The organism is Legionella hackeliae (assembly GCF_000953655.1).
GTDB lineage: Bacteria > Pseudomonadota > Gammaproteobacteria > Legionellales > Legionellaceae > Tatlockia > Tatlockia hackeliae.
In genome coordinates this window covers 798181-821812 of the sequence record NZ_LN681225.1, presented here as the reverse complement: position 1 = coordinate 821812, position 23632 = coordinate 798181, and the positions used below count along the sequence as shown (strand labels likewise).

The window sequence follows — 23632 nt, the reverse complement described above, 5'->3', positions numbered from 1 at the left end:
TTCCCCTAAAAAATTAATTACCCAGGTTAATCTCACTGTCGAATTAATTGATTACACCTAGTTCTCTACCTACTTTTGCAAACGCTTCCAATGCTTTATCCAAATGTTCCAATTCATGAGCTGCAGACATCTGAGTGCGAATGCGTGCTTTACCTTTGGGGACTACAGGATAAGAAAATCCTACAACATAAATTCCTTCTTCAAGAAGACGAGCTGCCATTTTTCCAGCTAAGGCAGCATCTCCCAGCATAACTGGAATTATCGCGTGTTCGCCGGGAACCAAATTAAAACCAAGTTTAGTCATGCCATTTCTAAAATATTGACTATTGCGCTTTAGCTTTTGAGCCAATTCATTACTGTTTTGAAGCAAGTCGAGAACTGCAACAGAACTATGAGCAATCATGGGCGCTAATGTATTTGAGAAAAGATAGGGTCTTGAGCGTTGTCGCAACCAATCGATTATTGTTGCATGGGCAGCAGTGTATCCACCTGAAGCACCACCTAACGCTTTACCAAGAGTGCCAGTGATAATGTCGATTTTATCAGCGACCCCACAATACTCGGGGGTTCCACGTCCGGTTTCCCCCATAAATCCAACCGCATGAGAATCGTCAACCATCACCATTGCGTCATAGCGCTCAGCTAATTCACAAATGGCGGGTAAATTGGCAATAATACCATCCATTGAGAAGACACCGTCCGTCGCTATCAAACGAAAGCGAGCATCTTTGGCAGCCTTAAGCTGCTCTTCCAAATCTTTCATATCATTATTTGCATAACGAAAACGTGCTGCCTTACACAAACGAATACCATCGATAATACTGGCATGATTTAAGGCATCACTAATGATGGCATCTTCTGGCCCCAACAAAGTCTCAAACAACCCGGTATTTGCATCAAAGCAAGAAGAATAAAGAATGGTATCTTCCATTCCTAAAAATTGACTTATTTTCTTTTCCAAGTCCTTATGAGGAGTTTGGGTTCCACAAATAAAGCGTACAGAGGCCATCCCATAACCATATTTTTCAAGCGCTGCCTGCCCTTCTGCAATTAAAGTGGGATGATTAGCAAGACCTAAGTAGTTGTTTGCACATAAATTAATAACTTTTCCTTCTTTCACTGTCACTGCAGCCTGCTGTTGACCAGTAATAACACGCTCCCCTTTATACAACCCTTCTTTTTTGAGTGTGTCTATCTCTGACTGCAAAAATTCAGTAAATCGCTCAACCACATCAATCTCCTGTAATCAACAAAGCCGCAAATAATAACAAATTTTACACAACACCACTATGGAATCGTGCAATTCTTCTCTACCTCTAACACTCATTAAATAAATTATATAAAAATTGCTGAATCTCTCGTTAAGGAATCGCACCTTTTATCAATTCTTGCTAAAATGCCCGCAACGTTTTAACCTAGATATTCAAAGTAACGGTGAATTACCAATGACTAGTCAAAATGCGCGAGTTAATATGGTCAAGCAACAGCTTCGCACAGGCGAGGTTCTTGATGAAACCATTCTTTCTTTATATGAGGAGATTCCTCGTCATGAATTTGTGCCCCATAATCTACAACATTTTGCCTACTCAGATATGCAAATCCCATTAGCACACGGACAAAGAATGATGACTCCTCTGGAAGAGGGTAAATTATTACAAACGTTAGAGCTCAAAGGGAATGAAACCGTTTTAGAAGTCGGAACCGGGACAGGTTTTTTAACCGCTTTATTGAGTCGGTTAAGTAAAAAGGTCATTAGTGTTGATTATTTCTCTGATTTTACTAATCATGCTCGACGCAAAATGCATGAATATCATTGCACGAATGTTGAATTAATCACTGGCGATGCTTCTCGAGGTTGGCTTGACCAGGCTCCATACGATATTATGGTTTTCACAGGTTCTATTGAAGAACTTCAAGAAACCCACCGCCTGCAACTCTTACCAGGTGGAAAATTATTTGCCATCATTGGCAAAGAGCCAGTAATGCAAGGCCAATTACATCAACTAGGTTATGACGGAAAATGGCATGCAAAATTACTTTTTGAAACCAATATTCCTCCTTTAATTGATAAATTAAAACCGAAAGAATTTGTTTTCTAGGACAAGCTCGTATGAAAAAAACGCTGTTATGCTTGACATTGACTATTGGCTTTTCTTCTCTGTCTCATGCCACGGATTTGATGGATATTTATCAACAAGCATTGGAGAATGACCCAGAATTCAAACAAGCTTATAGCACTTACATGTCTAACACAGAGGCTATCCCGCAAGCCCGTGCAGCCTTGTACCCGCAATTAACAGTCAATACTCAGGCTGCTCGTAACATTGAGAATGTAAGTGCCGGAGGTTCTTCTGTCGAAGCCACATACAATAGTAATCAATGGCAGGTTACCACCTCACAGGCTGTTTTTAACTACCAGGCCTGGGCACAAGTACAACAAGCCAAAGCCTCCGTTAAGGCTGCGCAAGCAACCTTCAACGATGCGGCACAAGATCTTATTCTGCGAACAGCCAAGGCCTATTTTGACGTTTTGCTAGCAAGAGATACTCTTAATTTTGCAGAAGCAAAAAAACGGGCTAACAAACGCCAATTCGAGCAAGCTGAACAACGATTTAAAGTAGGATTAGATGCCATTACTTCTGTTTATGAAGCAAAGGCGGCTTATGATCAATCGGTAGCCGAGGTTATTTCAGCAAGAAATAATCAAATTAATAGAAATGAAGATTTACGTAAATTAACAAATCATATTTATGAGAATTTATCGCCACTACGCAATAGTGAAATACCACTCCTTAAACCCGAACCTGATAATGTGGATGAATGGGTAAACACAGGACTATTGCAAAACTATAAACTTTTCTCGGCCAAATATAGCCTTGAAGCTGCTCGAGAAAAAATCAAAGTTCAAGCTGCAGGCGCCTGGCCTACTCTTGCGATTCAAGGGAATGCCCTTCAAACTCATAATCAATCCTCGGGCTCTTCATTTTTTATCCCAACAAAGCAAAGTACCGCAAGTGTGGCTATAGCGCTAAATTTCCCTGTCTTTCAGGGCGGCTTAGTGCAGTCTCAAACAAGACAAGCCCAATTTGACTTTCAAACATCTAGTCAACAAATGGAGCAAACTTATCGAGATGTGGTTGTTAATAGCCGGATTGCTTTTAACACTATTGTTGACGGTATTAGCAAAGTGAAAGCAGACAGGCAAACCATCGTTTCTCAACGAAACTCGTTAGAAAGTACTGAAGCACAATTTCAGGTTGGTACGCGCACGATGGTGGATGTAGTGAATGCTCAACAACGTCTATTCGAAGCGCAAGAACAGTTAGCACGTGATCAATATAATTTCATCAACGCCATATTAAACTTAAAATACCTGGCAGGAACACTAAACGTCAATGACCTTGAAGAAGTTAATTCCTGGTTAGACACAACACGCATCAGTGCATTCCCCCCTCAAAAAACCTGTAAAGGAGTCGCTAAGGCGGTTATTGTTAAGCCATTAGTGAAGAAAGCCATTGTTAACAAGTCGAGGGTAAAAACCGCGTCTGAAAAAACCGTTCCCGACAAAACCATGCCAGAAAAAGAAGTGTTGGAAAATGCCGCGCAAGAAAAAGCTGTTTTAGAGAATGCAGTGCAAGAAAAAACCGTGCCAGAAACAGTCATGCCAGAAAATGAAGTGCTAGAAAATGCCGCACAAGAAAAGGCTGTTTTAGAAAATGCAGTGCAAGAAAAAACTGTGCCAGAAAAGACCGCAGATACATATGGCGAATAAATAAAACATTCCCGTACAAGCGGGAATGTTTTTACGTCGATGTAACATATTAATCATCAATTTCACATCAATTAAAAGCTTTTATAGTCAACCCTCTGCAATTTGCGATAAACTTAGCGTTTTGAATCGTTAGTTTTAGGTTGTATATGTCTTCTACTCCTTCATTTGTTGAAAAGAAACTTTTACATTATACCGGCAAAGCCATTGCTGATTTTAATATGATTCAGCGAGGGGACCGGGTTATGGTTTGCTTATCCGGAGGCAAGGATTCCTTTACTTTATTAACTCTTCTCCACACTTTAAGACGCCGTTCAAACAACAAATTTGATATTTTTGCGTTTACATTAGATCAAGCGCAACCCGGTTGGGATGATAGCAAATTGCGTCAATGGTTGGCTGAACGCAATATTCCTCATGAAATTTTAACACGAGATACCTACAGCATTGTCAAAGAAAAAATTCCCGAAGGTAAAACTTACTGCTCATTATGCTCAAGATTGCGCAGAGGTATAATTTACCGTTATGCTGAAGAGCAAGGTTATACAAAAATAGCCCTAGGCCATCACCGTGATGATCTTATCCGCACACTCATGATGTCTATTCTTTATAATGGTGATGTTCGCTCTATGCCCCCCAAATTATTGAGCGATAACAGAAAGCACATCGTTATTCGACCTCTTTGTTATGTCCAGGAAAAAGACATCATCAATTTTGCTCAGGAACAAGCTTATCCTATTATTCCTTGTAATTTGTGCGGTTCTCAAGAAAATTTGATGCGTAAACGTGTTGGAAAACTAATTGACCAATTAGCGGAAGAAAACCCTAAAGTACCTAGTAATATTCTCCATGCATTACAAAGCATTAAGCCAAGTCAACTCATGGATCAAGATCTTTGGCAATTTAAAAATCTGGAAAATCAATTAATAGCACCTTCGATGATTGATCAAGAAGCCGTTTTTTCCGATGAAGAATTACAACCCTTAGAGGAAGAATAATTCGTAGTAATTCTTAAATCCCTTCCGCGCTTCATCCCTGAGGAGTCCCCACAACCGCCATTATAAAACGCAACGATCCGAAATCGATACTTCGTATAATTTCAGGTCCCTGCAGTCGTAATGATATTATAAGTTAAATAAGAATATTTTATTCTCTTCAAAATTCTGAGGAGTTTCTTCAGGCTACATGCACCTTAATCTATCAACCCGCTTTATTAACACTCTGTCAAAGAGAATAATTGTAATCTAGGTTGAAAATAAATAAGATGTTATTCGGTTTCAACTTTTGCATTGAATAATAAATGACGAATTTTTATTGAATTTACCTGTCAATGTTAAGAAATTTTTCTTTTCTGTAAAGAAATAGGTTCACAAAATAAACAAACTGCGTTAGTATTGTGTTGGCTAAATCAGGGTATAACTAATCATGCGTGAAGCATTAACAACAAATCTTCGTAGGTTTCGTGTATACAAACACCGCTCTTTTAAATTTGATTTCATTGCAGCTATCGTAGTTTTTCTTGTTGCGATTCCATTATGTCTAGGCATTGCCTTAGCTTCTGGAGCACCTTTATTCTCCGGAATTTTAAGCGGCATCATTGGTGGTATTGTTGTTGGTGCCATTAGCGGTTCTCAGGTCAGTGTCAGCGGTCCTGCCGCAGGGATGGCAGCCGTAGTACTCGCCACCATCAGTCAGTTAGGCGACTTTAATGTGTTCTTGCTGGCCTTGGTTTTAGCTGGCGTGCTACAAATTGTAGTCGGTAGTCTGCGTGCAGGTTTTGTTGCTGATTATGTTCCTTCCAACGTGGTGCAAGGTTTATTATGTGCTATAGGAATTCTTCTTATAATCAAGCAGCTGCCTTTAGCATTTACTTTTTCTGATGATTTACAAGATTTAAAAGCTCATTTGTTGGAATCTACTGAAAGTGTCACATTTAATCCTCTGTATGATTTGTCCTATCATATCAATGGAGGAGCTGTAATTATTTCATTGATTTCCTTTGCTATTTTGATTTATGGGGACAAGGCAAAAAATAAATTGACACAAAACATCCCTGCTCCGATCGTGGTGGTTATTGCAGGCATCTTGGTCAATGAACTCTTTATCTTCACAAACTCCCTGTTTGCACAAAATAACCCACAGTTAGTGAATATTCCTCGTCATGATGGATTTTCCGATTTTTTAAGCCAATTAACATTTCCCAATTGGGGAGCCTGGACGAATCCCAAGGTCTATATGTACGCCCTCATTATTGCGATAGTAGCCTCCCTGGAAAGTTTGCTCAATGTCAAAGCCAGTGAAAAATTGGATAAAAAACGACGTCGTTGTTCAAAGGATAGAGAATTAATTGCGCAAGGTTGCGGTAACCTTGCAGCCGGCTTAGTGGGTGGTATTCCCATTACCTCAGTGATTGTTCGCACCTCGGTTAATATTCAATCTGGTGCCCGAACGAAGATGGCTGCTGTCTTACATGGGTTTTTTATTCTTCTCGCTGTTTTGCTGATGGCTAATTGGCTTAATAAAATACCATTATCCTCACTAGCAGTTATTTTGATTTTCACAGGGTATAAATTAACTAAACCCTCAATTTATACCAACGTCTATAATCAAGGGATGGATCGATTTATTCCGTTCATTGCTACTGTGATTAGTATTGTTGCTTTTAACTTACTTGCAGGTATTCTGATTGGTTTGGGTATTAGTCTCTTTTACATTTTAAAATCAAACAGCAAGGCTCGATTGGACATTGTCAAAGAAAATTATCCCAATGGTGTTACCAACCGGTTAATTCTGCCGCAGCAGATTACTTTTTTAAATAAAGCATCTCTTATAGCTGAGCTTGACTCTATTCCAAGGAACTCTCAATTAATTATTGATGCCCGCTATTCAGATTACGTTGATAAGGAAATTATTGAATTAATTAAGGAATTCAAGGATGAACAAGCGCCGTTGAAACAAATTGCACTAAACCTTATAGGATTCCAGGATCAATATGACATTCATAATTATATCGATTTTATCAATGTCACAACCTATGATGTATTGGCAACCCTAAAACCTTATCAAGTATTAAGCTTGCTGCGTGAAGGAAACCAGCGTTTCTTGCAAGACCATAGAATCCACAGAAGTTCCAAAATTGACATTAAATACACCTCTGAAACTCAGCATCCAATGGCGGTTGTTTTAGGTTGTATTGATTCTCGCGTTCCCGTTGAAACTATTTTTGATATGAGTTTTGGTGATTTATTTATCGCGAGAGTTGCAGGAAATGTCGTTAACAATGATGTGCTGGCGAGTATTGAGTATGCCTGTAATGTAGTTGGAGCAAAATTAATCGTAGTTTTAGGCCATACTCGCTGTGGAGCAATTCAAGCTGCTTGCGATGGTGTAAAAAAAGGGCATATCTCCGAGTTATTAGAAAAAATTCAACCGGCAGTACAGGCTGAAACTGAAACGAAAACCAATAGAAGCAGTAAAAACAATCAGTTCGTCAAACATGTAACTGAATTGAATGTTGCCAATACCTTGCGACAAATCTATGAAGAGAGTGAAATTTTAAGGCAAATGATTAATCAAGAATCTATTGGTATAGTTGGTGCAATTTATGACGTAACTACTGGAAAAGTTGATTTTAACGATTTTAGAATGAATGCAACGGAAGAAAATGACAAGGTAGTTCTCCCGTTATATGAAAAAAGTAAAAAAGTGCTTGAAGATGCTGAAAAAAATCCCTCAACATTTCAGATAGTCTAACACTGTCTTAGAGCCATCCCTATGGATTGCTTCGCGCTGCTCGTATTGAAAAACTGGACATCGTCATTATGGACATAGCCAAGCAATCCATATCAAGCTGTTAGAAACTTAATTTTACCAGTAACTTTCACTTAGCAAGTTTACATAAACGTTGCTAAATTGGCTGTCATGGCATCTACCCAAACTCGTATCTTGGGTTGTAAAAACCTTGCAGGATGGTAAAAAAGAAAAACTGGAATGACAGGCATCTTGAATTCAGGAAATAACTCTATCAATTCTCCACGATTTAGAGAGTCCGCCACTTGATAGTGATGCAAAGCTACTATACCGAGCCCACGAATGGCACAATCAGCCAAAGCAGCAGCATCATTAAGATACATCTTTGGTTGCAGTTGAATAATCTCTCCTGAAGGAAATACCCAACTATCATTAGGGGAACGCATACTGTGGGTTAAATAACTGTGAGCTTGTAAATCAAGCGCTCGCCTGGGATATCCATGAGACTCAAGGTAGGTCGGTGCGGCACAAAATACGTAACGAGTGGTCGTTATTTTTTTCTGTATCGAATTTGAGGCGACTTGCATCGACATGCCGTAAACGACATCAAGCTCCTCTTCCAGTAAATGCGGGACTTCTTCGGCGATTTGCAAATCCAAAACAAGTTGTGGATATTGGGCAATTAAAGCAGGCATACGCGGTAAGATTATTGTTTCGGCAAAAAAGCGGGAACTTTTGACCCGTAGAACACCTTTAGGTTCTGCTTGTGAAGCAATGACCACTGTTTTTGCCTGCTCTAGAGCGTGCAAAACAGCTTGTACCTCTTGAAAATAACTCTCACCAATTGAAGTTAGAGAGACTTTACGTGTGGTACGTTCAAGCAACATTACTCCTAGCTCAGCCTCGAGTAAGTTAATTTGTTTGCTAACTGCTGCAGGCGAAATGGTTAATTGCTTTGCGGCTGCAGTGAAACTTCGACATTGCACGACCTTACAGAAGGTTTGAATAAGAGCAAGGGTATTCACGTTCAGTATCACTCTTGTTTGTTAATCACCGCAGTATATAATACTTGCTTTTGTATTATCAGCAGGAGCAAGCATGCGCACATCGCAATGGTTATTGGCTACTCTCAAAGAGACCCCAAATGATGCAGAAATTGTTTCGCATCAACTCATGCTAAGAGCCGGAATGATTCGCAAACTCGGCTCAGGCCTATATACCTGGTTACCTCTTGGACTCAAGGTGTTACGTAAAGTCGAGTACATTGTTCGTGAAGAAATGAATCGCACGCATGCTATGGAATTGCTGATGCCTGCAGTTCAGCCTGCTGAGTTATGGCAAGAAACAGGACGGTGGGAAACCTTTGGCGGTCAATTATTGACAATGAAGGATAGTAATGACCGTGATTATTGTTTTGGTCCTACGCATGAAGAAGTGATTACTGACTTGATGCGAAGTGAATTACAATCTTATAAGCAATTACCTGCGAATTTTTATCAGATTCAGACTAAGTTCCGTGATGAGATTCGTCCTCGCTTTGGTGTAATGCGCGCCCGTGAATTCATTATGAAAGATGCTTATTCCTTTCATTTAAGCCAGGAATCGTTGCAAGAAACTTATGATGCCATGTACCAAGCCTATTGTCGCATTTTTGATCGATTGGGCTTACGTTATCGCGCTGTAGAAGCAGATACAGGCGCCATTGGTGGTTCCGCCTCTCATGAGTTTCAGGTGTTAGCTGATTCCGGCGAAGATTTAATTTTCTATAGTGATGAAAGTAGTTATGCGGCCAATATCGAACAAGCTACCTCCCTATCTCCTAAAAAAGCAAATACTCATCCTAAAGAGACAATGACTATTGTTAATACACCAGGACAAAAAACGATTACTGAAGTCGCTGATTTTTTAAAGATTGATGCAAAAGACATGGTCAAAACGTTGATTGTTGTTGGTGAAGCTCATCCTCTTGTAGCTTTGGTATTGCGTGGTGATGATGAGCTGAATGAAGTAAAAGCCATAAAACATCCTCTTGTAAAAGCCCCCTTACAATTTGTTGATGATCAAACTATCGTACAAAGATTAAAGGTCCCTGTTGGTTCTATTGGCCCTGTTGGTCTTGATATCCCTGTTATTGTTGACCATCAAGCTCTGGCAATGACAGCTTTTGTTTGTGGCGCTAATCAAGCGGATAAACATTATGCCCATGCAGCGTGGGGTCGTGATGCTACTTATCAAGATGCTTATGATTTACGCAATGTTAAAGAAGGTGATCCAAGTCCTGACGGTAAAGGAAAATTATATTCCTGTCGAGGAATTGAAGTGGGCCATGTTTTCCAGCTAGGTGATAAATACGCTAAAGCCATGAAAGCCGCCGTGATTAATGAACACGGTCAATTGCAAACAATGATCATGGGCTGTTACGGCTTGGGTATCAGTCGTGTGGTTGCCGCTGCTATCGAACAACACCATGATGCAAACGGTATCATCTGGCCACAAAGCATAGCACCCTTCCAATTGGTAATAATTCCCATCAATGGACATCGCTCAGCTACTGTTAAAGAGATGGCTGAGTCACTTTATCAACAATTCACAGCACTTGGAATTGATGTACTCCTTGATGATCGTAATGAACGTCCGGGCGTGTTGTTTGCTGATAGTGATCTCATTGGTATTCCCCATCGTCTGGTCATTGGTGAACGGAATCTGGAACAAAATGTGGTGGAATATAAAGCACGCAACAGTGATGAAGTAAAACTTATTCCCCTGGCAGAGTTGAAGACCTTTACTGCCGGTTTATTCTGATGCTTCTCAATTTGGTTGGGTCATATGACCCAACCTGCTCCTCTCACTTACGACTATTCCTTATAAGAAATTATTTCCTTTTAGAGTGCTACTCATATTTTCATTATGAACGTAATATTTTCTTAATCTAAAATAGATACACTCTTAGTTAATAGTATATAGATATAGTGAAGTTTAAAAATGTTTAAAAAATTAAGTGGTTCGGTGATTGATGTTTTTAAAGCATTGTGGACTATCCAGTCTGAGCAAGATAAATACTTTAAAATAAGAAGCTATGAAGAAAATAAATCAACGCTAGAAAAAGATATTCCTAGAATGTCTCTTGTTGACTTTACTTCCACTTTTGCTGAATTTGCCAAAGTTTGTAGTTCTGAGGACATGTATAAACAACAATATTTACAAGGAAATTTAGACGGGGGGCTGGCTATTGACCTCTTTAAAAGTTATGCCGCGGAACACATTGATGCTTTAGAGAAGCAAGCAAAACAATATCCTGTAAATAGTGATGCAAGAAAAAAATTTGACGAGGATATCGAAAAACAACTTTCACTATGGTTCAACCAAAGTAATCATGTAGTGCTGCGCTTCGCTTATCGAGATGAAAAAGGGCAATTATGTGCCTTAGGTTTTATGGCAAATACAAAAGTCCCCAATCACTGGACACTACAAATTTCTAAAAATGGCACCGACCCTCTTGAACAGAGAACGACAAGCTTCTTTGCCCATGAAAATTTTATTACTTCACCATCAGCATCAGCAGTTCAGCTAGAAGAGCTGCAGGAACAAATTAAAGCAGACTTAGGCTCCCCAAAAGTCTATCAGTTAATATCCTCAATACTTCAAAAAAATGGCGAAGTTTCGGTTCCAGAACTCAATGCACTCAACTTACGTATTATTTCTAACCAAAATATTGATAATCGTGATTTGAAGAAGCAGCAATTGTTAGATTATTTTAAATTTATCAGAGAAAATTTCTCTAACGACCAGTTATTGAAAATTATTGAAGATATTGAAAAGAATTCTGTAGAAGATATTAATTTCTTTAAGGATGAGAATTACTCAACAACTTTGAAAGAAATTTATGATACCGTCAATTTTTCTATCTCTCAACTTAATGAAGGCCCCGAGAAAGCTGACTTAATTTACAAGAATCAATTAACTTTTTTTGCTATACAATTTGAGCTTTCGGTACAAGCTCAGAAAGATGAGGAGTACATACCCGAGCATGTACGCTCCTCTTTTTTAGAAAAAGCCAGACAATTTCGTCAAGAACGTCATAACCTATCTAACCAGGCAAAAAATTATCAAAATAAATCCTTGTCTGAATTGATGAAAAGCACCGTTGATGAGGCCAACGAAGCTTACAAAGCATCTTTAATAAAAACTAGAGATAGCGAAATTGAAAAAAATAACAATAAAAAAATTTCACCGCCAATGAAGCACGACCAAAATTTTGGGGAACGTAACCAAGAATTGCTTATAGTAGGAGCTCTGGCAGTATTAACTACTATTTCTTTAATTTTAATCTTAACTGGCGTTCTCGCCCCGGTTGGCATTGCAATTGAAGTGGGAATCTATACCACACTAGCAATAGTTGGAACAGCACTTGCCGGAACTTCAGCGTTAGCTGCCGGCTCAGCAATCTTGTATCAGGAAAAACAATTTGCTAATGAAATGCAAACTTACGAAACAGAGGTGCAGAAACGTGAGAACCACACTAAACGATTAACTGAAGAGTATGCCCATCTTATTGAGAATGGAATAACTTCAAGCTGCGACTTCTTAAGCAGGATATTAGAAAACACTCAAGAGCCTCATCACGCTGAATCAAAAGATTTATCGGATGCACTTACTAAACTTGAAGAAATAACAGCCTCCTCTCCTGAGTATAATCGCGCTGAAATTTTGGTGGATAGCATATCCTTACCCTCAACAACAACAATAGTTAAGACAGCGAATGAAGAGCAGCAAGCTGTTCCGGCAATATCAGATGTTGATCCCAAGATCTAATTGGAGCAGAAAATATGACCAATGTATTTTTTGACACAAAGGGTGGTTTTTCCACCTACAAGAAAGTGCTCGATCAGAATGAGCACGAGTCACGCAAAATACGCATAGCTCACGCTGAAGAAGCACTGCAGCGTTTGAAGCAGGAAATTGATAGACGAATGGATAAGTTAAATGAAATTCTCATCCTCTCAGAGGAAAGGCATGCGCTATATGATTACAAGCTAGCGCAATATGAAGCTAAACCAACTCGAGCTTTGGCAATTGAATTAGGTGAATTAAGACAAGAGAATGAACAATTGGATAAGGCTCTCGAAGAAGCGCATCCCGAGGGGGTTATTGCTGCTTTAAGTGAGGGATACCGCGCATTAACCGAAGAGTTAGCCCAGAAAAAAGCGTTAGTATAAAACAGATTAAACTTGCAAAACACTGGCCAGTAATTGTTGAGTATAGGGGTGTTTTGGATATTTTAGAATTTGCTCACAGCTGCCATGCTCAACGACTTGTCCGTGTCGCATGACAAGCACATCATCGGCTATATAAGACACCACAGCCATGTTATGGGTAATGAACAAATAAGCCAACCCTTTTTCCTGTTGAAGTTCTTTAAGTAAATTTAAAATTTGTGCCTGTACAGAGATGTCCAAAGCACTGGTAGGTTCATCACAAATAAGTAACTCAGGCTCAGTAGCTAATGCACGGGCAATGCAAATGCGTTGCCGTTGGCCGCCTGAAAATTGATGAGGGTAGCGATGAAGACTATTTCGTGGCAAATTTACCTGCTCAAGTAAAGTGTGCTGTTTTTTCTTGATTAACTGTGTCGACGCGCCTTGGGCAAGCATCCCTTCCGCTAAAATTTCAGCCACCGTCATGCGTGGGTTCATAGAAGAGAACGGATCCTGAAAAATAATTTGCACTTTTTTTCGATAGTTACGTAATCGCTCTCTCTTTAAGCATCTAACATCTTCACCGCGATAAATCACTGCTCCCCCACTAATGGGTTGTAATCGGAGCAAAGCACGACTGGCAGTTGTTTTACCACAACCAGACTCACCAACCAGCGCCAGGGTTTTCCCTGAATAGAGCTCCAAGGATAGACCATCCACTGCTTTAATTTCCTCACTCCCTTTAAACAACCCCTTTTTAATATAAAAATAAACCGATAAATCTTTGGCAGAGAGTATAGGCTGATTCGAAACTGCCCCCATTTCTGGTGCCAATGATTTTCTTTGTATTTCCAAAGAAGGGGGTTCGGTTAACTGAGGATAAAGATGGCAACGTACTGTTCGCTCGCCAATGTTTTGCAACTGCGGCTCTACATGATTGCAGGGGGAAAATGCATGAGCACAACGAGGATGAAAACGACATCCTAAAGGTAGGTCATCAAGCGTAGGTACAGCTCCAGCGATGGTTTGTAAGCGTTGACCTCGTTTATTAAAATTAGGTACTGAAGCCATCAATTGTTGAGAATAAGGATGTTTGACCTGTGTAAAAAACTCTTCAACAGTGGCTTGTTCAACCACTTGTCCTGCATACATAACACAAACACGATCAGCAGCTTCTTTGACAACGCCCAAATCATGCGTAATCAACAGCATACTCATATTATGCTGACGTTGTAATTTTTTAAGCAAGGCCAAAATTTGGGCTTGAATCGTGACATCCAAAGCAGTTGTGGGTTCATCAGCGATTAAAATTTCCGGATTACTTGCCAAAGCCATAGCAATAACGATTCGTTGCTTTTGCCCACCTGACAGTTGATGAGGATACTGATCTAGACGCAAATGCGGTTTGGGAATTTCAACTTCATGAAGCAAGGCAATTAACCGCTCTTTTATTTGTGCTCGATTCATTTTTGGAGTTCGAGGCAAGGCTTCAATAAGTTGCTGACTTATTGTTAATACCGGATTTAATGCGGTCATGGGCTCTTGGAAAACCATCGCCAGACGTTTTCCGCGCAGGCGACGCATAACAAACTCAGGTATAGCGAGTATATCCTCTCCCTGAACGATTACTTCGCTTACTTTACCATATACAGCATGAGGGGGTAATAATCGCATCAATGCTAAGGAAGTTAATGATTTACCGCAACCTGACTCACCTAACATGGCCAGTGTTTCCCCGGGCGTAAGAGAAAAGCTCAGATTATCTACAGCAGTGATAGTTTGTTCTGACGTTTGAAACGCGACACTAAGTTTTTTTATTTCGGCCAAATTAGCCATGATATAACTTCAATATCCGGAAAATTTCTCAATGTAACAAAGAGATAGTCCAAAGGGCAACTAGTGTTTTCTTGCCTTGCGTATTTTGCTTAGCAGATCCATATCCGAACACGATTAAAAAACTTGAGGGATTGCCTGGTTTATTCGCAAAGAAAATAAGTAACCGCTTTATAAAAACTCGAAATCGTGACAGGATTGGAATGAGTTGTGTATAATCCAAAACATCCTGACACAGGAAATTCATTTTAATTTCAAAATAAGAAAAAAACCATGTCTAGAATAGTGATATTAACAGCCATGATTCTGTTTTCATGCCTGGCTCAAGGGAAAAATGCATCGCTTTATCAAGTGGATTTAATTGTTTTTACTCATCAAAATGCTTCATCTTTACTTAGTGATTTCAATGAGACAACTCCCCGCAGTCTGCATGGCATCCCTCTAAGGACAGAAATTAATTCTGCTATTACACCCTATCATTTAATGCCTGCTTCAACATCAAAGCTACGGCAAGAATACTGGGCCTTAAATCGTAAGCCACAATATCACGTACTGTTACATTACAGCTGGCTTCAACCTTTTAATAGCCAACAAGCAATAGTACTTCCAAAACTTAGTAGAGATGGTTGGAATGTCGAGGGTACAATAAGAGTTCGTCGTTCGAATTATTATTTGCTGGATACAAACTTGTTATTTTCTACTGCAAGTAACGCTGCCTTTGTTTTTTCGCAAAAACAACGCTTAAAAGGTGGAGATATTTATTATCTCGACCATCCACAAGCAGGAATACTTATTAAAGTGCATCAATTAGGATAAATTAACTGTATCTTTCTTTAATAATTGGTTGGCCGTGCTGGTTATGATCTTGGCAATTGCTTGCAGGCAATCTCTTTTTGCTGTGCCAGGCCTCCAATGCAACGCAATGGTACGAGTAGGGGCGGGTTTTGCAAAAGACCTTAATTGTAGCCCCCTCTTATTCTCATAAACGGCTAATGCAGGCAATAGTGTTACTCCCATTCCAGTTTCCACCATAAAGCGTAAAGTTTCCAAGCTAGTGGCTGTAAAATCCGCTCTTCCCTCTGCTTTAGCTAATTTACAAACGGCAATAGCCTGCTCTCGTAAACAATGTCCCTCTTCTAGTAACATAACCTGCTGATTCACCAAATCGCTCAGCTGCATTTCCGTTTTTTGTTTATTTTCAGTCCGATTTGTGGAAGCAAAATAGAAGGGCTCATCAAAAAGAACCTGACTTGCAAAATCCTCATTGACAGGCGTTGCCATGAGAGCTGCATCCAATTGGCCACTGGTTAATTTTTCAATTAAGCGATGCGTTTTTTCCTCCACAAGCCAAACACGCAATTTGGGAAAAGCACTCTGAATAGCAGGCATTACATGGGGAAGTAAATAAGGAGCCAACGTTGGAATAACCCCTAAATGCAATTCGCCACTAAAAGGGTCTGACGCCTGACGAGCAACGTCTTTCATCTCTGCAACTTGGGTGAGTATTCGTTGCACTCTTCCAAGAATTGCTCGCCCACCCTCTGTAAGCATGACTTGTTTGTTATTGCGTTCAAAAAGTAAAAGACCGAGCTCATCTTCTAGCTTTTTAATTTGCATACTCAAAGTAGGTTGGCTTATATGGCAGCGCTTTGCAGCTTCGCCAAAATGCATTACCTCTGCCAAAACAACAAAATAATGCAGGTCGCGTAAATTCATCCTTTCTCACAATAATAAAGCATATGCATAGCATAATTATTATCTAATATTTCTATGATATACCCAATCCAATCAAAGTTGTGTATAGTCAGCCTTTTTTTAATACATCGTAATAATTAATGACTCCTGCTAGTATTCCCTTTGTAAAAACGGTAGAGCGCTACGGCATTTGGTTAATAGGTGTTTCCTTTGTTTTGTTCCAGTTTTTTCTGCAGTTATCTTCTGGAGTTATCATAGGTAGCATCATGCATGAAATGCATCTTTCTGCATTGATGGCTGGAATTTTAGGCAGTTCCTTTTACTATGTATATACTAGCTTGCAAATCCCGGTGGGGCTACTGTTTGATAGCAAAAATACCCGTGTATTATTAACATCCAGTGCTGCATTATGTGGTCTTGGTTGTTTTTTCTTTGCTCACAGTTACAGCCTTCCTTTTTTGATTCTGGGAAGAATGATTATTGGCACAGGTTCAGCCTTTGCTTTTGTTGGTTTATCTCATTTATTGCGGCAGCATTTTCCATTACGACAATTTGGTTTTATGATTGGCCTATCAGAAACGCTCGGTTTTCTTGCCACCATGTTTGGCATGATAAGTATTGGAGCAATGGTTTCTCAATGGGGTTGGCGAAGTTTTCTTAATGGAGCCACCTTCGTTGGTCTTGGTATTGCTTTTTGCAGTTGGCAATCTATTCCCGATTATGCAAAAACATCTTCCCCTGTTAAGTTTGGTGAGCAAATCGGCCAAATTTTCACGAGTAGTCTTGCCTGGCTTAACGGATTATTTGTAGGGTTAAGCTTTACTGTGATTACTGTTTTTGGAGCGATGTGGGCAGTCCCTTTTATTCAAATTAAACTTTCTTGTAATTTAATTCTTGCCAGCACGATAGATTCGATGATTTTTCTCGGAGCAGCACTGAGCTGTCCTCTCTTTGGCTATCTAGCAGTCTTATTTAAACGACGACCGTTAATGCTTGGCTCTTGTCTTTCTACAGCAATACTCATTTTGATAGTACTTTATTTACCATTCCCGAATGCATTTATTCTTGGATTCTTCATGCTCATGATCGGGCTTTGTTGTGGGGCCTACATGCTTGCATTTTCCATCGCAAATGAATTAGCACCCAGTGAATCATTATCCACTTGCACCGGATTTACTAATACATTGGCAATGATTACGGCACCTTTGTTGCAACCTTTAGTCGGTTTTCTTCTGGATGAATTTAATCAAAAAACACCATTAGAAGCCTATCAAGCTGCATTATTAGTTGTTCCTATCAGCCTCCTCATTGCAGCGAGTTTGGCACTTTTTCTACCTGAGAAAAATACTGTCTAACTGATTCAGTGTGCGTTCGCCATGACAGCTAACTTTAAAGCATCTGGCAAAATTTTCTGTCCGATTTCATCTTTACTAATCGTACAAAATCCTGGCATTAAATCATTGGTAACACCTGCAATAAGATGATGGGGTTCATTTTCTTTAGCAAGAACATCCTGTAATAGCAGGTTTACTTTTGGAGAGGCGACCTGAATATTCCACAGACCTTCTTTTGTTTCTTTAATGGTTACAAATTGTGACATCGACACGGGGACGCCTTGAGCATTTCGCCATCCAGCCACAGCACCTCGCCATGCATCTGTCTCCTGCAAATTAACAGCGTAAAAGCCGCTGCCATCATTAAACTGACATAATACACCAGTGAAAGGATGTAACGAGTCTTGGGGCTTGCTTACCCAAATTTGCCTAAACCAAGCTTTAGGTGCCGTCACAAATTGCTCTGAACTATCCACACCGGTGTGCAAATGACCATTTAAACGTCCTGTTTGACTAACTAATAGTTCCACACCAGAACGAAGATCTTGGATGGTGGGTGTGTTTTGTTCTGCTCTTAACATATCGGCTTTAAAATTAAATCCTTTTTTATCTTTGGTTTTTATACCAAAGACCCAACTATTATTAATAGGATTGAATTGTAAAAAGGCATGCCCGACGTGCCAGTTGCTCAAGTCAGGTTTTTCAATAACAGCATTATTCTCTTCAAACAATAAAAGACTTTTTGTTTGACTATCTATAAGAGCCGCAACAGCATGAAATTGGGAATCCTTGCGATGCATTTGAAAATAGTAACTATAACGCTCACCACTTTCATTGCTCACGGTGCCTGAGAATACCCAATCTCCTTGTACAGCGTTAAGTGAAAGAATTTTATTTTCAACCGGACTAGCCTCAGGCTCTGCGGTTGCTGCAAGGGTGTTAACGCTTCCGGCGAATAATACAAAGTATAGAAACCACAGCTGCCATCGTACTTTCATCTTAAATATAGCCTTGTAATTGTTTATGTGACCATAATGCATGCCAAAATGACTCGCTCAGCGTTGCTTCAACGGGTAAAAAATACCAGGAGTTTGCGGCAAAAGATTGACATTTGACTGCATCTTTTTCTGTCATCACTACTATCTTTTCCCTGAATTGTAGCTCATGTGGCTGAAAATGGTGATGATCCGGAAATGGATACTTTTTAAATGATATTCCAAGATTATGCAAGGTTGTAAAAAAGCGTTGTGGATGACCGATAGCTGCCACAGCAGCAACTGGTGCAGTAAGAGACTCTTTGCTAATTTTCTGGCCTGTTAAGAGGTGTGTCAAACTTCCAGGTGTAAGACTCATAGAATAACCTTGCTTCTGCTCATCACCGTTAATAACAATGAAGTCCGCTTTTTGTAGTCTCTTAGATGATTCACGTAAAGGGCCTGCAGGTAAACACAATTCATTACCAAGCCCTCGTACCCCATCGATAACCACAATCTCCACTGCGCGTCCCATCGCATAATGTTGTAACCCGTCATCGCTAATGATAATTTCGCTTTGATGTTTATCAAGCAGATACTGAACGGCCTGGGTTCGTTTAGGAGCGATAACAACAGGACAGTTTGTTTTCCGAGCTATCAACAAAGGCTCATCCCCAACCAATAAGGCGTCGTCAGAAGAAGATACTTCATGGGGAAATTGCTTAAGCGTTGCCCCATAACCTCGACTAACTATTCCCACTCGCAATCCTTTAGCACACATATTTTTTGCCAGAGTAATAACTAGTGGCGTTTTACCAACGCCTCCCACCGTTAAATTACCAACAACAATAATGGGTACGGGAAAGTGTTGTTGGCGAAAATGAAGTAAATAGAAGCGTCGAATAGAGGTAATTAATTTATAACATTGCGCTATTGGCCACAGTAACCAACGTATTGGATGTTTTTTATACCATAGCGCGTCAATAGATAATGAGAAATACTGTGAACTATTCATACTTAGTCACAAAATTTACTGTGATATTAAGCAAGCACTTCATGTTCAATACCGAATTTTTGGGTACCATATAGTTGAGCATAATATCCATCCAAAGCAAGCAATGTCTGGTGATTACCCTGTTCAACAATTTTCCCTTGATTCATGACAATAATCTTGTCAGCCCGTTTGATAGTGGACAATCTGTGTGCAATTACGACAGTAGTACGATTTCGCATTATTTGCTCTAATGCCGCTTGAATATAGCGTTCAGACTCACTATCTAAAGCAGAAGTGGCTTCATCAAGTATTAAAATAGGTGCATCTTTTAAGATAGCTCTTGCAATAGCGAGCCGCTGGCGTTGTCCTCCTGACAACAATACCCCATTTTCACCAATTTTAGTGTCATAGCCTAACGGTAAGCGTTGAATAAATTCATCGGCGAACGCCAGTTTAGCTGCATGAATTATTTGCTCACGCGATGCATTAGGGCATCCATAAGCAATGTTGTTGGCTAAAGTATCATTAAATAAAGTAACATGCTGGCTGACCAAAGCAATTTGTGCTCGCAAACTACTGAGTGATAAATTAGCAATGGATTCACCGTCCAGCCGTATACAACCTTGATTAAGCTCATAGAAACGAGGTAACAGGCTAGCAATAGTAGTTTTCCCACTGCCAGAATGCCCTACTAAGGCCACTGTTTCTCCTTCCGCCACGGTAAAACTTACATCGTGCAATACTGTTTGGCCTTTACGATAAGCATAACTGACTTTATCAAACTCAATTGCACCCTTTGCTTTTTGAGTAAGTTGCTTCCCTTGTTCATTTTCGATAGGTTTATCCAGCAATTCAAATACACTTTCTGCCCCTGCCAGCCCTCGCTGGATTGTTGCATTCAGTGTGGTCAAGGTTTTCATAGGTTTAATCAATTGCAACATTGCAGCAATAATGGCTAAAAAAGATCCAGCCGTAATAGTAATTACTGTGGCTAATTGAATAGCAGCAAGAATAATTGCTGCAATCCCAATAGCAATAACAAACTGTACACCAGACACATTGATTGCCTTGCTTACAGCAACTTTCATATCATTTTTACGTGAGGTTTCTGTGGCCTTATTAAACTTTTCAATCTCGTATTGCGCACCGCCAAAAATTCTAACCACTTGATAACCGTCAATCACTTCACCGGCAATTTCAGTGACTTCTCCCATAGATTTTTGCACTTTATGACTACTGCGCCGAACTCGTTTGTTCGTATAGTTGACTATCAGTCCGACAAAAGGGATTGTTAGTAAAAACATCAACGATAATTGCCAGTTAATGACTAACATCACAATTAACAAACCAATGACAAGACAGGTATTTTGCACAAAATCCGTCAAGGCATCAGCGCTCACTTGAGCGACCTGCTCAACGTCATAAAGAATTTTTGATAATAATTGTCCTGAGGTTGCCTCATCATAGTAGTCAGCAGGGAGTCTTATGATATGAGCAAAAACTCCTTGTCGTAATACTTTGACAACCGAGCGCGCCACCCAAGTCATACAATAGCTACCCGCAGAACTTACCAGGCCCCGAATGGTAATCCCTAAAAGAACAATCATAGGAATCTTGCGGACAAAAGCCATATCAACATCGATGAAGCCTTTATCTAAAAAAGGACGCATCATGTAAGTAAATCCGGCGTCAATGGTGGAATACAAGACGTTCGCAAAAATACCAAGCAATAAAATAGGCCAAAAGGGTTTCACATAAGACAACAACCGTCTATACAGGAGGCCTGTTTTACCGTGAAGCTTTTTTTTCATTAGTACGCAAAGGCTGGAATAGGAAAGAGCAAATTGTACTCTTAAATATTGGGTACGCCAACTAGAACAATTTGTAGGGTTAAAATAAACTGATCTGAACTGAAGCTCAGATCAGTTTAGAGGATAATTAAACGGGCGGAGCAAAGCTTGTTTCAATTTCTGTGCCCAGCTTATTAACCTTATTAATAGAATCTGTATTTAATCTAAATAAAGTCAAATCGCCTTTAATTGCAGCAGCAATACCGTAACCGACAAATGCTGTTGCGATGAGAGTCAGTAAATTTAAAAGCACTTCTCCGACTTTCTTAAGTTTAATCCCGCGAAATTCTTCTAACTTAGCAACTTTTTCTTTAGATAAATAAGCTTTAGATTGTGTACGATATTCATCAGGAGTCATCTCTGTAGAAATATACTTTTTATTAACTTCTCTTATACCGGAAATAATTGCATCCAATTCGTTGAAAGCATCCGGATATTTTTTCAGTTGATCTTTTTTCTTTTCAAGGAGATCTAACTGAGCATTTATCTTACTTAGGTGTAGAGAACGAATTGCTGTCTCGACCTTAGTGGATTTCTCCGCTAATTGGTCTGTAGTTGAACTCTCTTTAGAAACGTTTGGATTCTCACCTGAAAAAGTTGGTTTCCCTTCAGCAACAACTGGTTTACCTTCAACAACAACTGGCTTCTCTTCAGCAACAACTGGCTTCTCTTCAGCAGAAATTGATGAACCCTTGGTGGCACCTAAAATATCTTCTGTAATCGCTTCCCCACTTAATTCAGATTTTTTCTTCTCTATATTGCCATTGCTAACGACTTTAAATTCTTGAATTCGTTTCCTAGTCAATTGAGAAATTTGTGTATCTAAGCTCTCTAATGTTTCTTGATGTGCCTGTGTAAGTTTAATATTTGGTTTTTTGACGATCGCGCTCATATTTCGTTCATAAAGTCGTTTAGCATCAATCAACTCCTGCAAAGAAGTACATCTATTATCACTCAAAAGAAAATCTTTAAAATTAGTTTTGGGCCAGTGAAGCTTGTTAAAATACTCTTGCTCTTTAACGGCGGCGGCGGCAGTCTTTTTTGTCATTGAATTACTCCTGGTAACAAATTTCTGAACAGATTTTATTGCATCTAAATTGGCAGACACGCAAAAAGGTGAAAAAAAAAATTAAGAAAGTTTAACTTTATTTTGAAACTTTGTCCACTTAAAGATCATAGTGTCGAATTAATAATATAAACAGAATCTACTTACTCTTATGATTCTTTTAAATTTTTTATTAGCAAAGAAATTAATTGCGGACCTTGGTAAATCAACCCTGTATAAATTTGTAACAAAGATGCACCGGCTTGTATTTTGTTCTGGGCAACTTCTGGCCTATCAATACCGCCTACACCAATTAAAGTGACTTCTTTGCCGACAATTTCTTTTAGCAATTGCAGACATTTTGTTGAACGTTTAGCAAGAGGACTGCCACTTAAACCACCTTGTTCATCACCATGAGGGAAATGACTAACCGCTTCCCGCGCGCAAGTCGTATTTGTCGCAATAATCCCTGCGATCTTTTTTTGGAGAATAACATCAGCCATGTGTTTTAAAGTTTCATCCGATTCATCGGGGGAAAGCTTAACCACTAAAGGTACAAGCCGTTGATATTCGTCGGCTAGTCGTTTCTGTTCTTCCACCAATTGATCCAAGAGTTGACCTAAAAATTTATCTTGCTGTAACAGCCTCAGATCCGGTGTATTCGGTGATGAAATATTGATCGTCACATACGAAGCATAGGGATAAACTTTACGCAAACAATGCACATAGTCCTCTCCTGCCCTGGTTAATGGCGTCTCCTTATTTTTCCCAATATTAACTCCCAATATGCCTTTGTAATTTGCCTTTTTTACATTAGCAACCAGCACATCAACCCCTTGGTTATTAAAGCCCATGCGATTAATCAGTGCCTGAGCCTTTGGCAGGCGAAAAAGGCGTGGCTTGGGATTTCCCGTTTGAGGACGAGGAGTAATGGTACCAATTTCTATAAAGGAAAATCCGAGTTTACTTAAGGCATGCAAATGATCTCCATTTTTGTCCAACCCAGCTGCGAGTCCAATGGCATGGGGAAACGTCAAGCCTAGGGCTTCAATGGGCTGACCTTGCTCTTTTTTAAAACAAAAAGCAGGAAGCCAATCCAGTAACGACAACGTCAATTGATGGGCTTTTTCAGTGTCCATACGAAAAAGAAAGGGACGAATGAGAGAATACATTCTTAACTCCAATCATCAACT

At 39.7% G+C, this 23632-nt stretch carries 18 protein-coding genes and 1 pseudogene; 9 read left to right on the top strand and 10 right to left on the bottom strand.

Annotated elements, in window-relative coordinates:
• Nucleotides 1-43 precede the first annotated feature (43 nt).
• The gene (locus LHA_RS03790) at nucleotides 44-1231 is read right to left on the bottom strand and encodes a glycine C-acetyltransferase (RefSeq protein ID WP_045105353.1); all 1188 of its coding nucleotides are present in this window, start codon (nucleotides 1229-1231) and stop codon (nucleotides 44-46) included.
• A gap of 214 nt (nucleotides 1232-1445) precedes the next feature.
• On the opposite strand from LHA_RS03790, the gene LHA_RS03785 reads away from it, so the two are divergent.
• Nucleotides 1446-2099: a protein-L-isoaspartate O-methyltransferase family protein gene (locus LHA_RS03785; RefSeq protein WP_045107381.1), complete on the top strand. Its 654-nt coding sequence runs from the start codon at nucleotides 1446-1448 to the stop codon at nucleotides 2097-2099.
• Nucleotides 2100-2110: 11 nt separating this feature from the next.
• Nucleotides 2111-3469, top strand: a pseudogene (locus LHA_RS03780) (TolC family outer membrane protein); the annotation flags it as partial.
• On the opposite strand, the gene LHA_RS17630 reads toward LHA_RS03780, so the two are convergent.
• Nucleotides 3454-3663: a pentapeptide repeat-containing protein gene (locus LHA_RS17630; RefSeq protein ID WP_370447955.1), complete on the bottom strand. Its 210-nt coding sequence runs from the start codon at nucleotides 3661-3663 to the stop codon at nucleotides 3454-3456. The pseudogene LHA_RS03780 and the gene LHA_RS17630 sit on opposite strands and share 16 nt — an antisense overlap.
• Nucleotides 3664-3918: 255 nt before the next feature.
• On the opposite strand from LHA_RS17630, the gene ttcA reads away from it, so the two are divergent.
• Together ttcA and LHA_RS03770 are read left to right on the top strand one after the other, a co-directional pair.
• Nucleotides 3919-4767, top strand: coding sequence for a tRNA 2-thiocytidine(32) synthetase TtcA (gene ttcA / locus LHA_RS03775; RefSeq protein WP_045105352.1), 849 nt, complete (start codon nucleotides 3919-3921; stop codon nucleotides 4765-4767).
• 427 nt (nucleotides 4768-5194) lie between these two features.
• Nucleotides 5195-7522 (top strand): bifunctional SulP family inorganic anion transporter/carbonic anhydrase, encoded by a 2328-nt coding sequence (locus LHA_RS03770; RefSeq protein ID WP_045105351.1) that lies wholly within the window; start codon nucleotides 5195-5197, stop codon nucleotides 7520-7522.
• 140 nt (nucleotides 7523-7662) lie between these two features.
• Here LHA_RS03770 and LHA_RS03765 read toward each other — a convergent pair whose 3' ends face one another.
• A complete protein-coding gene (locus LHA_RS03765; RefSeq protein WP_045105350.1) occupies nucleotides 7663-8544 on the bottom strand; it encodes a LysR family transcriptional regulator in 882 nt (293 codons plus the stop codon).
• Nucleotides 8545-8617: 73 nt separating this feature from the next.
• Here LHA_RS03765 and LHA_RS03760 point away from each other — a divergent pair, with 73 nt between their 5' ends.
• The 3 genes from LHA_RS03760 (at nucleotide 8618) to LHA_RS03750 (ending at nucleotide 12735) form a co-directional block, all read left to right on the top strand.
• Complete coding sequence (locus LHA_RS03760) at nucleotides 8618-10321, top strand: proline--tRNA ligase (protein WP_045105349.1); 1704 nt, start codon at nucleotides 8618-8620, stop codon at nucleotides 10319-10321.
• Between the two features lie 180 nt (nucleotides 10322-10501).
• Nucleotides 10502-12331, top strand: a complete 1830-nt coding sequence (locus LHA_RS03755) for a hypothetical protein (protein WP_045105348.1) — start codon at nucleotides 10502-10504, stop codon at nucleotides 12329-12331.
• A gap of 14 nt (nucleotides 12332-12345) precedes the next feature.
• A complete protein-coding gene (locus LHA_RS03750; protein ID WP_045105347.1) occupies nucleotides 12346-12735 on the top strand; it encodes a hypothetical protein in 390 nt (129 codons plus the stop codon).
• Between the two features lie 6 nt (nucleotides 12736-12741).
• On the opposite strand, the gene LHA_RS03745 is transcribed toward LHA_RS03750, so the two are convergent.
• On the bottom strand, nucleotides 12742-14550 hold the full coding sequence (locus LHA_RS03745) for an ABC transporter ATP-binding protein (protein ID WP_045105346.1): 1809 nt from the start codon (nucleotides 14548-14550) through the stop codon (nucleotides 12742-12744).
• Nucleotides 14551-14820: 270 nt separating this feature from the next.
• Here LHA_RS03745 and LHA_RS03740 point away from each other — a divergent pair, with 270 nt between their 5' ends.
• A complete protein-coding gene (locus tag LHA_RS03740) occupies nucleotides 14821-15363 on the top strand; it encodes a CsiV family protein (protein ID WP_045105345.1) in 543 nt (180 codons plus the stop codon).
• Here LHA_RS03740 and LHA_RS03735 read toward each other — a convergent pair.
• On the bottom strand, nucleotides 15355-16263 hold the full coding sequence (locus tag LHA_RS03735; RefSeq protein ID WP_045105344.1) for a LysR substrate-binding domain-containing protein: 909 nt from the start codon (nucleotides 16261-16263) through the stop codon (nucleotides 15355-15357). The two genes, LHA_RS03740 and LHA_RS03735, sit on opposite strands and share 9 nt — an antisense overlap.
• A 119-nt stretch (nucleotides 16264-16382) precedes the next feature.
• Between LHA_RS03735 and LHA_RS03730 the strand changes: the two genes are divergently transcribed.
• Nucleotides 16383-17597 carry an MFS transporter gene (locus LHA_RS03730; protein ID WP_082060275.1) on the top strand — a complete coding sequence of 405 codons (1215 nt, stop codon included), beginning with the start codon at nucleotides 16383-16385 and terminating at the stop codon, nucleotides 17595-17597.
• Between the two features lie 5 nt (nucleotides 17598-17602).
• Here the strand turns inward: LHA_RS03730 and LHA_RS03725 are convergent, their stop codons facing one another.
• From LHA_RS03725 to LHA_RS03705, 5 genes are all read right to left on the bottom strand, one after another.
• Nucleotides 17603-18574 (bottom strand): hypothetical protein, encoded by a 972-nt coding sequence (locus LHA_RS03725; RefSeq protein ID WP_045105342.1) that lies wholly within the window; start codon nucleotides 18572-18574, stop codon nucleotides 17603-17605.
• A 1-nt stretch (nucleotide 18575) separates the two neighbouring features.
• The gene (gene lpxK / locus LHA_RS03720; protein WP_045105341.1) at nucleotides 18576-19565 is read right to left on the bottom strand and encodes a tetraacyldisaccharide 4'-kinase; all 990 of its coding nucleotides are present in this window, start codon (nucleotides 19563-19565) and stop codon (nucleotides 18576-18578) included.
• A 26-nt stretch (nucleotides 19566-19591) separates the two neighbouring features.
• Entirely contained in the window at nucleotides 19592-21355 is a 1764-nt protein-coding gene (gene msbA, locus LHA_RS03715; protein WP_045105340.1) for a lipid A export permease/ATP-binding protein MsbA, read from the bottom strand.
• A 127-nt stretch (nucleotides 21356-21482) separates the two neighbouring features.
• Nucleotides 21483-22442, bottom strand: a complete 960-nt coding sequence (locus LHA_RS03710; protein ID WP_045105339.1) for a hypothetical protein — start codon at nucleotides 22440-22442, stop codon at nucleotides 21483-21485.
• 167 nt (nucleotides 22443-22609) lie between these two features.
• A complete protein-coding gene (locus tag LHA_RS03705) occupies nucleotides 22610-23611 on the bottom strand; it encodes a quinone-dependent dihydroorotate dehydrogenase (RefSeq protein WP_045105338.1) in 1002 nt (333 codons plus the stop codon).
• Between the last annotated feature and the right edge of the window lie 21 nt (nucleotides 23612-23632).

Bases quoted from the DNA above. Each gene is read 5' to 3' on its own strand.
- LHA_RS03735 (WP_045105344.1), bottom strand. From the start codon at position 16,263: ATGAATTTACGCGACCTGCATTATTTTGTTGTTTTGGCAGAGGTAATG.
- LHA_RS03705 (WP_045105338.1), bottom strand. From the start codon at position 23,611: ATGTATTCTCTCATTCGTCCCTTTCTTTTTCGTATGGACACTGAAAAA.
- LHA_RS03760 (WP_045105349.1), top strand. From the start codon at position 8,618: ATGCGCACATCGCAATGGTTATTGGCTACTCTCAAAGAGACCCCAAAT.
- LHA_RS03730 (WP_082060275.1), top strand. From the start codon at position 16,383: ATGACTCCTGCTAGTATTCCCTTTGTAAAAACGGTAGAGCGCTACGGC.
- LHA_RS03785 (WP_045107381.1), top strand. From the start codon at position 1,446: ATGACTAGTCAAAATGCGCGAGTTAATATGGTCAAGCAACAGCTTCGC.
- lpxK (WP_045105341.1), bottom strand. From the start codon at position 19,565: ATGAATAGTTCACAGTATTTCTCATTATCTATTGACGCGCTATGGTAT.
- msbA (WP_045105340.1), bottom strand. From the start codon at position 21,355: ATGAAAAAAAAGCTTCACGGTAAAACAGGCCTCCTGTATAGACGGTTG.
- ttcA (WP_045105352.1), top strand. From the start codon at position 3,919: ATGTCTTCTACTCCTTCATTTGTTGAAAAGAAACTTTTACATTATACC.
- LHA_RS03770 (WP_045105351.1), top strand. From the start codon at position 5,195: ATGCGTGAAGCATTAACAACAAATCTTCGTAGGTTTCGTGTATACAAA.
- LHA_RS17630 (WP_370447955.1), bottom strand. From the start codon at position 3,663: ATGACTGTTTCTGGCACGGTTTTTTCTTGCACTGCATTCTCTAAAACA.
- LHA_RS03710 (WP_045105339.1), bottom strand. From the start codon at position 22,442: ATGACAAAAAAGACTGCCGCCGCCGCCGTTAAAGAGCAAGAGTATTTT.
- LHA_RS03745 (WP_045105346.1), bottom strand. From the start codon at position 14,550: ATGGCTAATTTGGCCGAAATAAAAAAACTTAGTGTCGCGTTTCAAACG.
- LHA_RS03725 (WP_045105342.1), bottom strand. From the start codon at position 18,574: ATGAAAGTACGATGGCAGCTGTGGTTTCTATACTTTGTATTATTCGCC.
- LHA_RS03750 (WP_045105347.1), top strand. From the start codon at position 12,346: ATGACCAATGTATTTTTTGACACAAAGGGTGGTTTTTCCACCTACAAG.
- LHA_RS03740 (WP_045105345.1), top strand. From the start codon at position 14,821: ATGTCTAGAATAGTGATATTAACAGCCATGATTCTGTTTTCATGCCTG.
- LHA_RS03755 (WP_045105348.1), top strand. From the start codon at position 10,502: ATGTTTAAAAAATTAAGTGGTTCGGTGATTGATGTTTTTAAAGCATTG.